Origin of the sequence: Longimicrobium sp. (genome assembly GCF_036387355.1) — a bacterium.
Taxonomy (GTDB): Bacteria; Gemmatimonadota; Gemmatimonadetes; order Longimicrobiales; family Longimicrobiaceae; genus Longimicrobium.
Window position 1 is genome coordinate 1 of sequence record NZ_DASVTX010000320.1, and the last position, 10,064, is coordinate 10,064.

At 71.1% G+C, this 10,064-nt stretch carries 7 protein-coding genes; 1 reads left to right on the forward strand and 6 read right to left on the reverse strand.

Annotated elements, in window-relative coordinates; all coding sequences use genetic code 11:
* Window positions 1-65 precede the first annotated feature (65 nt).
* Window positions 66-2,315 (forward strand): ATP-dependent helicase, encoded by a 2,250-nt coding sequence (locus tag VF665_RS14090; RefSeq protein ID WP_331054070.1) that lies wholly within the window; start codon window positions 66-68, stop codon window positions 2,313-2,315.
* 512 nt (window positions 2,316-2,827) lie between these two features.
* On the opposite strand, the gene VF665_RS14095 is transcribed toward VF665_RS14090, so the two are convergent.
* From VF665_RS14095 to VF665_RS14120, 6 genes are all read right to left on the reverse strand, one after another.
* The gene (locus tag VF665_RS14095; protein WP_331054071.1) at window positions 2,828-3,676 is read right to left on the reverse strand and encodes a glycosyltransferase; all 849 of its coding nucleotides are present in this window, start codon (window positions 3,674-3,676) and stop codon (window positions 2,828-2,830) included.
* Between the two features lie 4 nt (window positions 3,677-3,680).
* Window positions 3,681-4,814 (reverse strand): glycosyltransferase family 9 protein, encoded by a 1,134-nt coding sequence (locus VF665_RS14100; RefSeq protein WP_331054072.1) that lies wholly within the window; start codon window positions 4,812-4,814, stop codon window positions 3,681-3,683.
* 76 nt (window positions 4,815-4,890) lie between these two features.
* The gene (locus VF665_RS14105) at window positions 4,891-6,621 is read right to left on the reverse strand and encodes a hypothetical protein (protein ID WP_331054073.1); all 1,731 of its coding nucleotides are present in this window, start codon (window positions 6,619-6,621) and stop codon (window positions 4,891-4,893) included.
* A complete protein-coding gene (locus VF665_RS14110; RefSeq protein ID WP_331054074.1) occupies window positions 6,618-7,724 on the reverse strand; it encodes a glycosyltransferase in 1,107 nt (368 codons plus the stop codon). Before VF665_RS14110 ends, VF665_RS14105 begins: the two co-directional genes overlap by 4 nt.
* A complete protein-coding gene (locus tag VF665_RS14115; RefSeq protein ID WP_331054075.1) occupies window positions 7,721-8,806 on the reverse strand; it encodes a glycosyltransferase in 1,086 nt (361 codons plus the stop codon). Before VF665_RS14115 ends, VF665_RS14110 begins: the two co-directional genes overlap by 4 nt.
* A 22-nt stretch (window positions 8,807-8,828) precedes the next feature.
* On the reverse strand, window positions 8,829-9,953 hold the full coding sequence (locus VF665_RS14120) for a DegT/DnrJ/EryC1/StrS family aminotransferase (RefSeq protein ID WP_331054076.1): 1,125 nt from the start codon (window positions 9,951-9,953) through the stop codon (window positions 8,829-8,831).
* Window positions 9,954-10,064: the final 111 nt, after the last annotated feature.

The window sequence follows — 10,064 nt, forward strand, 5'->3', positions numbered from 1 at the left end:
CCTCCCCACCGGCTATCTTCTCCCCCTCCGCACGAGCGCGTTCACGGATGGTTCACGGCACGGCTTTGCAAGCAATTCCGCAGTACCTGTTGGAGCTGAACCCCGAGCAGCGCCAGGCCGCGCTCGCCACCGAGGGGCCCGTCCTGGTGCTCGCCGGCGCCGGCTCGGGCAAGACGCGCACGCTGGTGTACCGCATCGCGCACCTCATCCGCGACAAGGGCATCCACCCGCGCGCCATCCTGGCCGTCACCTTCACCAACAAGGCCGCCGCCGAAATGCGCGAGCGCGTGGCCAAGATGGTGGGGCGCGAGGCCAAGGGCATCGTCCTGAGCACCTTCCACTCGCTGGGCGCCCGCCTGCTGCGTGACTACGGCGACCGGCTGGGGATGCCCAAGGACTTCTCCATCTACCCCACCGGCGACCAGATCCAGGCCATCAAGCGGATCATGGCCGAGGAGATCCACATCTCCGCCACCGTGGGCGAAGACGCGTACGATCCCAAAAAGGTTCTGTTCACCATCGGCGACTGGAAGAACCGGCTGATCACGCCGGAGCAGGCCAAGGTAGAGGTGGCCGAGGGGCAGATCCGGGGCGACCGCCGCGACGACTACGCGGTGCTCGCCGCCGACGTGTATCCCCGCTACGAGCAGACGCTGCGCGCCGCGGGAGCCTGCGACTTCGACGACCTTCTCGTCCTGCCCGTGCAGCTGCTGCGCGAGCACATGGAGGTGCGCGAAAAGCTGTGGAAGCGCTGGCGGTACCTGATGGTGGACGAATACCAGGACACCAACGGCGCGCAGTTCGAAATGGCCCGCCTGATGGCCGGCCCGCTCAAGAACCTGTGCGTGGTGGGCGACGACGACCAGTCCATCTACGCGTGGCGCGGCGCCGACGTGCGCAACATCCTGGACTTCGAGCGCCACTATCCCGGCGCGCAGGTCGTCATCCTCGAAGAGAACTACCGCAGCACGCAGCGCATTCTGGACGCGGCTAACGGCGTCATTGCCAACAACACCACGCGCAAGGCCAAGCGGCTGCGGACCAGCAATGGGCCCGGCCCCAAGATCGACTACTGGAACGTGGGCGAAGAGGGCGGCAAGACGGCGGAGGAGCGCGAGGCCGAGATGGTGGCGCGCGAAATCGGCGTGCGCCGCTGGAACGAGAAGCTGTCGTGGGGCGACTTCGCCGTCCTGTATCGCACCAACCTGCAGGCCAAGCCCGTTGAAGAAGCGCTGCGGGCCGCCAACATCCCGTACCGCGTCATCGGCGGGCAGTCGTTCTTTGACCGCAAGGAGGTGGCGGACCTGGTCGCCTACCTGCGCGTGGTGCTCAATCCCAAAGACGAGGTTTCGCTCCGGCGGATTCTGAACTACCCCACCCGCGGGATCGGCCGCACGTCCATGATGCGGCTGATCGACGCGGCCCGCGCCGCACAGCAGCCCATCTACGAGGCGCTCAAGCGGGTGGACCCGGTGGACGGCGTAAACCGCGGCACGGCCGAGGCGGTGCGCGCCTTTGTGGAGATGATGGAGGAGCTGCGCCTGGAGTTCCACGCCACGCAGGCCGCCATCGACCACGGCATCACCACGCAGCGCACGCTGGTGGGCTTTGTGCGCGAACTGGTGAAGCGGGTGCGGCTGGAAGAAGCGGTGCGCGCCGACAACGCCAAGAGCGAAAAGGCCGCCGCGGTGCGGGTGGAGATCCTGCGCGAGTTCGTGGAGAGCGTCGCGCGGTTCGAGGAGCGCACCTGGAAGGAGCGTCCGCCGCTGGACGAGGAAGACGACTGGGATCCGCCCGCGCTGCGCGCCTTTCTGGAGCGCGTGTCGCTGACGGACGAAGAGGACAAGAAGGACAAGGACGACGAAAACCCCGACCTGGTGACGCTGATGACCATGCACAGCGCCAAGGGGCTGGAGTTCCCGCACGTCTTCATCATCGGGCTGGAAGAAGAGATCCTGCCGCACACGCGCAGCATGAGCGCGAGCGCCGCCGCCGAGGCGGACGCGGAGGAGGCGTGGGAAACGTTCGAGCTGAACGGCGGAACGGACCCCATCGCCGAGGAGCGGCGGCTGTTCTACGTGGGAATCACCCGCGCCCGGCACCGGCTTACGCTGTCCGGGTGCGCCACCCGCCGCCAGCGCGAAAGCCTCAAGCCGCGCAAGCCGTCGCGCTTTCTGAGCGAGATTTCGCCCGACCTGCTGGAGCAGCGCGCCGGCGCGCTCACGGCAAGCTCCTCGCTGACGCCCGAGGAAAGCCAGAACTTCCGCAAGAACATCTTCGCGAATCTGCGGGAGCAGCTGCAGGGCGGCGCCTGATTCGGCCGGTAGATGACTCGAGGTCCGCGGGAGCGCTCCCGCGGACCTCGATTCGTTTCGACTCAACTCCGCGCGCCGGAGTCAAGGAGAGTGTCCGTCCGCGGCTTCCAATGCCTCGTCATCATGCCCCGGGGAAGTCGCGCCCGCCGTCCCGCACGAATCCAACGACTCGTCCGCGCTCAAACCCGGATCGATCCCGGGTACGTCCAGCGGTGATCGGGCAGGTGTTTCGGGACGGGTCACAGAACTCCGACCCTCACGCCGGCGGATCCGAACGGCTCCGTCTGACACGCTTCGTCCAGAACGGTGTTGAGATTCCGACCGGCTTCGGATTCGGTGGACACCTTCATGCCGCAAGCTCCTTCACGGTGATTCCCGCCTGTTCGGCGGCGTGGACCGGGCCGCGATCAAGAGAAAGGAGATCGCATTTCTGGTCCACGCGGCGACCATGAAACAGCCATCGTACGCGTACCGATCCCCGCAACGAAACCCGCGGTGCACGTGCAAGCGGCTCAGCCGGCCGGGTGCAGGCCCGGAGGCGGAGACACGTGGAAGGCGGGAAGCTCGGCCAGCGGGTACGACCGCTTGTACTCGGCCGGCCACAGCGTCTTGCGCAGCGGAAGGATCACGCCGCGGCGCACCCACTTGTGAAAGCCGCGCACCGAGCGGATCTGCCCGAAGCCGTGCACGCCCTCGCGGTTCACCCAGTTCCGGTCATGGATGAGCCGCATCCACAGCGGCTCGTCGGCGATCTGCCGCACCGGCGCCACCCGGCCGATGCGCCCGTGCTTGGCCACGTACACCGTTTGGAACGAGCCGCGCGCGTCCGGCTCCACGTAGGTGGCGAACGGGCTGTACTTGTGCGTGGTCACCCGGGCCTGGTACCCGTCCGTCACGTAGCCGTAGCGGGGGTTGATGAACTCGCGCCGGTCGCGCACCCGCTCCCGGATGCGCGCCAGGGCGTTTTCGTGGAACGCGTCGTCGGTGTCCAGCCGGGTGCTCACCAGGGTGCGCGTGTCCGGCCGCAGCCGGGCCACGATGTGCGGCGCCAGCTCCGACTGCTGGTGGATCATGGGGATGGGCGCCACTTCCAGGTTGGCGGCCGGCCCCTCGTGGCTGCGAAGGCGCTCCAGAATGCGGGCCGGCGTTCCCTCGTCCACCAGCAGGATCCACCGGAAGTCGCGCAGCGTCTGGCTGCGCAGGGACGGCAGGCAGAAGCCCTCGAACAGCTCAATGCGGTGGTCCAGCCACTCCGCCGTCAGCACGCGCTGGCCGTTCTTGTCGTTCACCACCGACGCCATGCGCACGTTGAAGCGGGTGATCACCACGTGCTCCAGCCCGCTCCCCTGCTGTCCTGACATTCCGTTATCTCTCGCCTTGAGGTGCTCGTTTTCCGCCATCGGCGCCGTCCCCGTCACCTGCGCCGCCCAGGCCGTAGCGCTCGCGCGCCACGCGGATGCGGGCGATGACGTCGTCCGGCGTGATCTGCTCCATGCGGCCCAGCCGGGGCGCGTAGCTGCTGGGGTCCGGCGCCTCGCCGGGGTCCAGGTAGCGGTCGACGAGCAGGTCGTGGTAGCGCCCGTGCGGCCCCACGCGCCACGGGCTGGTGTGGCCGTACAGGCCGATCACCGGCGTCTGCAGAGCGCGCGACATGTGCAGCGGCCCGGTGTCCGGCGCGATCGTGAGCGCGCACCCCTCGATCATCCACGCCATGCGGCGGATGGGGTCGCCCATGGCCCACAGCGGCTTGTGCGCGGCGCCGTCGCTGATTTCCCGCGCCATGCGCACCTCCCGTTCCCCCAGCCCGCCCATGATCACGGTGCGGCAGCCGAACTCGGTTTCCAGCGCGTCCACCACGGGAATCCACCGCTCCGCGATCCAGTCCTTGCGGGCGATGTTGGAGGCGGGGATCAGCCCCACCAGGGGCCGGTCCATGCCGGCGAAGAACGCCGCCTGCTCCGCCCGCTCCGCGTCCGTAAAGGTGATGCGCCACTCCGGAGCCGCCACGGGTGCGCCCAGGTGCGCGGCGAACTCCAGGAACATGTCCACCGTGTGGCGGCGCGGCCGGGGCGCGATGCGGTCGTTGGTCACCAGCCACGTCTGGTCGAACGTGCGCGCCCGGTCAAAGCCCACCCGGTGCGGCGCGCGGCTGAACATCGTTCCCCAGATGCTCTTGGCGAACACGTGCAGGTTGATGGCGAGGTCCCACCGCGGCTGCCGGAACATTTCCGCCGCCAGCTGCCGCACGCCCTGCACGCCCAGCTTTTTTCGGTAGACGATCACCTCGTCCACGGAGGGATGATGGGCCAGGATGGGCGCCGGCATCGGCTCCACCACCCAGCTGATGCGCAGCGTGGGGTCCGCGTCCTTGAGCGCGTTCACCAGCGGCAGCGCGTTCACCACGTCGCCCAGCCCGGTGAGGAGCACCACGCACACGCGCCGCCCCTTGCCCCCCTCGCGGTCCAGCCAGCTTCCCGGAACGATAGCGGGCGCGCTCACGGCCGCCCCCGGGTGGATGCGGAACAGGACGGAGCGTGGAACGGGCGCATGCGCGGCGGTGGCGGAAAGGGGATGATCATCGCGGGACCTCGCGGGCCACGTCCGCCGCGCGCGCCGAGAGATACGCGAGCTGCATGGCGATGAAGCGCTCCATGGGGTTCCATCCGCGCAGCGCGGCCTGCGCGGCCTCGCCATCCGCGGCCAGAACGCCGCCCGCGGGCGAATGCGGCAGGTTGTGGCGCGCCTCCAGCGCGGCGATCGGCGCCGCGTACGCCGGCTCCGACCAGCGCGGCCACGGGCCGTGGTTCATCCCCTTTTCTCTCGGCAGCAGCCCCTTGATCGCTCTTCCGGCCCGCAGCCCCGCGCCCAGCAGCAGGTTGCTCGTCCGCCCGAAGTACGGAAAGCGCGAGCGGGCGTGCGGCACGTGCCACGACCGGCGCAGCAGCGGGCGGATGGCGGGATGAAAGAGGCCGCGGTCGCGCTTCCACGCCTGCGGTACGCCCGCGGCGATGTCGAGGACGGCCGCGCTGTGGAACGGCTCGTGGATGTGGAACAGGCGCCGGTTGCCGTGCACGTTGGCGCCCGTGGCCCGCATGGAGAAGGGATACAGGCGGTACCACTCCGCGCCGGAGTCCGGGCGCAGCGCCGTTACCCGGTCCAGGTGCGCCTGGTGGCGGCTCCGCACTGCATCCAGCAGTTCCGGGCGGATGCCCGCGACGGGGCGCAGGCCAATGGCGGTGCGCCGCGCGTGCTCCGCCTTGAGCAGCGAATCCGACGAGTATCCGCCCAGCACGCGGGGGAACGACGCCAGCCCGAGCGAGGTGTGGAAGCCGTAGCCGTGCACGTCCACCCACACCTGGTGGCTCCCCACCATGGCGGAGATGGTTTCCATCGCGCCCAGATAGTGCTCGCGCGGGCGCCGGCCCCAGGTGAGCGTGGCTCCGTACGCCTGCGCCGCCTGCCGCGCCACCTGCACCTCGCGGTTCTCCGCGTCCGCGTAGATGAACGCGGACACGCGCACCCCGCGCGGCACCGCGCCCAGCACCGCGCGTGAATCCTCCCCCGCGCTCAGCAGCAGGGCCACGTGGTCCAGCCCGGCGCATGCGAGGGCGACCTCCGCCACCAGCGCCGCGCGCAGCGCATCCGACGCGTCATTCACGTTCGCAAACGCCGTCCGCTCCACCGGCCGCCAGTACGTCTTGTCCGCCTCCGCCGCGCCCGGGCCGAAGCGGCGCGCGGTCCCCGGCGGGATCTGCGTGACGCCGTGGAAGAGCGTGTGGGGAAACGCGATGCAGCGCGTGGTCAGCAGATCCGCGGCGGAAACGGGATCCACCTCCGTGCGCCCCGACGCCGCGGCGACGGCGTCCGCGTGCGTCCCCATCACCACGCCAGCCCGCGCGTCCGTGGCGGAAAAGACGGGGATGAACGACATCCGGTCGGTGACGACGACGCCTGCCCCGCCGCGCGTGTCGATCCCCATCAGCGCAAACTGGCCGTCCAGCCGCGCCCCCCAGTCCGGCGCATCATCCGATGACAACACGCGGTGAACGGCATCGCGCAGCGGGCCCGGGGCCACGACGCCCGGCGCCAGCCCGGGCGCGCGGACGACGGGTTCGCCCGCCAGCGCGCTGATCCACCCGTCGCGCTCCACCACGGCGTCGCGCTCCGGCCACGGCGTGGCGACGGCGAGCGCGCCCCACGTTCCGCGCAGCTCCGTGATCGCGGCGACCGGGCCCAGGTACGCCTCCAGCACCGAGCGGAGCGCGCCGGGCGCAGGCGGCCGTGACGCGAAAAGAAAGTCCGTCATCCGCCCTCCGCGCCGAAGAGGATGCGCTCGTACTCGGGGCCCATCTGCTCCAGTGTGAACCAGTTCTCCACGCGCCAGCGGCCCTCCGCACCGCGCGCCGCCGGCTCCGGGCCGCCCGCGCGGAGGTCGCGCACGAGTTCCGCGAGCGCGGCGCCGAGGGCGTCCGCCGTGCCGCCCGGCACGATCCACCCCGCGGGCGGGCGGCCTTGCAGCGCGGCCAGGCAGTCGTGTGCGCCGTGGACGTCAAAGGCCACCACGGGGAGCGACGCCGCCATCGCTTCCAGGATCACGTTCGCCATCCCGTCCGCGCGGCTGGGGAGCACGAAGGCGTCCGCGGCCGCCATCAACGCGCTGGCGTCGCGGCGGTGGCCCAGGAGGTGGACGCGCCCGCCGACGCCCCCCGCGTCCGCCCGCGCCCGCAGTTCATCCCGCAGCGGCCCGTCGCCCGCGAGGACCAGGTGCACGCCCGGGCCCACCTGCCCAAACGCATCGATCAGCAGATCGTAGCCCTTGCGCTTCTCCAGCGCGCCGACGGATAGCAGGATGCGCTCGCCCGGCGCCGCGCCGATCTCCGCGCGAAGGCCGCCGGGCGCAACGGTGGAGGCTTCCGTGGCGTTGCGGACGACGTACATCCGGTCCGCCAGCGCGGGCACCTGGCCGGCGAAGTAGTCGCGGAGCCCCGTGGCGTTGGCGATCACGCCGTGGATCCACCGGAATGCGGTGCGATACTTCCACGCGCCCGGCCCTGTCCGCGGCAGCGGCTGCGGCAGCCCGACGCGCAGGATCACCCGCGGCACGCCGGCCAGCCGCGCGGCCGAGGCTGCGGCGGGAAAGCGCTTCCACGAGGCCAGCAGCAGCGCGTTTGGCCGCTCGCGCCGCAGCCAGGCGGCGAAGCGCAACTGGTGCCACAGGTCGCCGTCGCCGCGGGGGCGGTGGGGCGTGGTGCGGGCGCCCAGCGCGCGGAACGCCTCGCCCACCTCCGTCTCGTCGCGGCAGGCGACCGCGACGTCGTGGCCGCGGCCCAGCATCCACCGGGCGATAAACAGCAGCTGCCGCTCGTTGCCGCGGATGACCGGCCCGTCCACGTGGATGACCAGCTTCATGCGGCCACCTTTGCCGCCAGCACCGCCTCCCATTCGTCCAGCATCCGCTCGTATCCAAAGCGCTCCCGCGCGCGGCGCACGGCGGCCTCCGCCATCCGCGCGCGACGACCGGAATCCGCCAGCAGCGCGGCGAGGGCGGCCGCGATCTCCGCATCCTCCCACCCCGTCACCACGCCGGGCGCGGTGCCGTCCGGCAGCGGCTCCAGCGCCTCGCGCGCGCCGCTCACCGGCGTGCTCACGACGGGAACGCCCGCCGCGAGCGCCTCCAGCATGGCGAACGCCAGCATCTCCTTGTCCGACGTCACGACGAACACGTCGAGGGCGGCGAGCACGTCGCCCACGTCGTCGCGGTGACCGAGCAGGTGCAGCCGGTCGTGGATGCCGAGCGACTTCGCCAGCGCCTCGACTTCCGCGCGCTGCTCGCCATCCCCCGCGAGGATGCAGTGGACGTGGGGCGGCAGCGTGGCGAACGCCCGCAGCAGCCGGTCGAAGCGCTTCTGCCGTGCCAGCCGCGCCACCGCGCCGATGACCGGCGTGTCGGCGGCCAGGCCGAGTTCCGCGCGAACGGCGCCGGGCGGCCCGCGGCGGACGGGCGGCTCCACGGCGCCGTGGATGGTGACCAGCCGCTCCTCCGCGAAGCCGGGGAGCGCGGCACGCCAGCGGGGGCGCACGTCGTCGGCCTTGAGGACGACGGTGTGCACCCGGGGGATGGAGATGCGGTACTTGAGGCTGCGGGGCAGGTCCGTCTCCAGCCCGATGCGGAGGACGATGCGCGGCACCCGCGCCATGCGCCCGGCCAGCGCGGCCCACGCCACCTTCTTGAACGTGCCGATCATCAGCACGTCCGGCCGCAGCGCCCGCAGCACGCGCGCCAGCCCGAACGCGTGGTGAAGGGCGATGTCGCCGCCCAGCGGAACGACGCGCACGGGCACGCCCAGCTCCTGCACGCGCGCCGCGACGCCGTGGTCCGTGCAGATCATCAGCACGCGGTGGCCGCGGCGCTGCAGCCCTTCCAGAATGCGCGCCACCCCGCGCTCCGCCCCGCCGAACAGGCGCGCGCCGTTGTGCGCCACGACGAACATCAGCCCCGCGCCCGCGTGCCGGTCACGCGCCGAAGAAGGCGCGGATCGTCTCCGCCACGTACGCCGTCTGCGCCTCCGAAAGCTCCGGAAACACGGGAAGGGAAAGCACTTCGCGGCAGGCCAGCTCCGATTCGGGGAACTGCCCTTCCTTGTATCCCAGGTACTCGAAGCACTCCTGCAGGTGCAGCGGAACCGGATAGTACACGCCGCTGCCGATCCCCGCTTCGCGCAGGTGCGCGGCCAGGTCGTCGCGGCGGGCTTCGCGGACGCGGAGCGTGTACTGGTTGTAGATGCTCTCGTTGTCCGCGCTGACGACGGGCGTCTGGATGGCGTCGATCCCCGCCAGTGCCTGGTCGTAGAAGGCGGCGTTGCGGCGCCGGCCGTCGCTCCAGCCGCGCAGGTGCGGCAGCTTGGCGGAAAGGACGGCCGCCTGCATGGAATCGATGCGCGAGTTGTAGCCCACCTCCTCGTGGTGGTACATCTGCCGCCCGCCGTGCACCCGCAGCTTGCGCAGCCGCTCCGCGGTTTCCGCGTCGTTGGTGACGGTCATTCCCGCGTCGCCGAACGCGCCGAGGTTCTTGGTGGGGAAGAAGGAAAAGGCGCAGGCGTCGCCCAGCGTGCCCGTGGTGATCCACTCGCCGTTCACCCGCTGCCGCGCGGCGATGGCCTGGGCGGCATCTTCCAGCAGCTTGACGCCGCGCCGGTCCGCCAGCGCGCGGAACGCGGCCATGTCGGCCATCTGCCCGAACAGGTGGACGGGCATGACGACCCTGGTGCGCTCCGTGACGGCGGCCTCGGCGGCGGCGGGGTCCAGGTTGAAGGTGTCGGGATCGATGTCCGCGAACACCGGGCGCGCGCCTACGTTGTGGATGGCGCCGGCGGTTGCGAAAAAGGTGAAGGGCGACGTGACGACCTCGTCGCCGCGGCCGCAGTCGTAGGCGCGCAGGGCGAGCAGAATGGCGTCCGTTCCGCTGGCGCACCCGATGGCGTGCGGCACCTGCAGGTATTCCTCGATCTCGCGCTCGAACCGGTCCACCACGGGGCCCAGGATGAAGCGCTGCTCGTCGATCAGCGTGAGCAGTTCCGGCATCACGTCCGTGCTGATGCCGCGGTACTGAAGGGTAAGGTCCAGCAGCGGTACGTTCATCTATCCATCACCTTGTCGGGATTCGTCCTGCGTGTATCTGGGCGGAGCGGTTCCGGGCTCCGGACCGGGCCGCCGGCTGTGGCCCTCACCCGGCCGCGCCCACACCCGGCC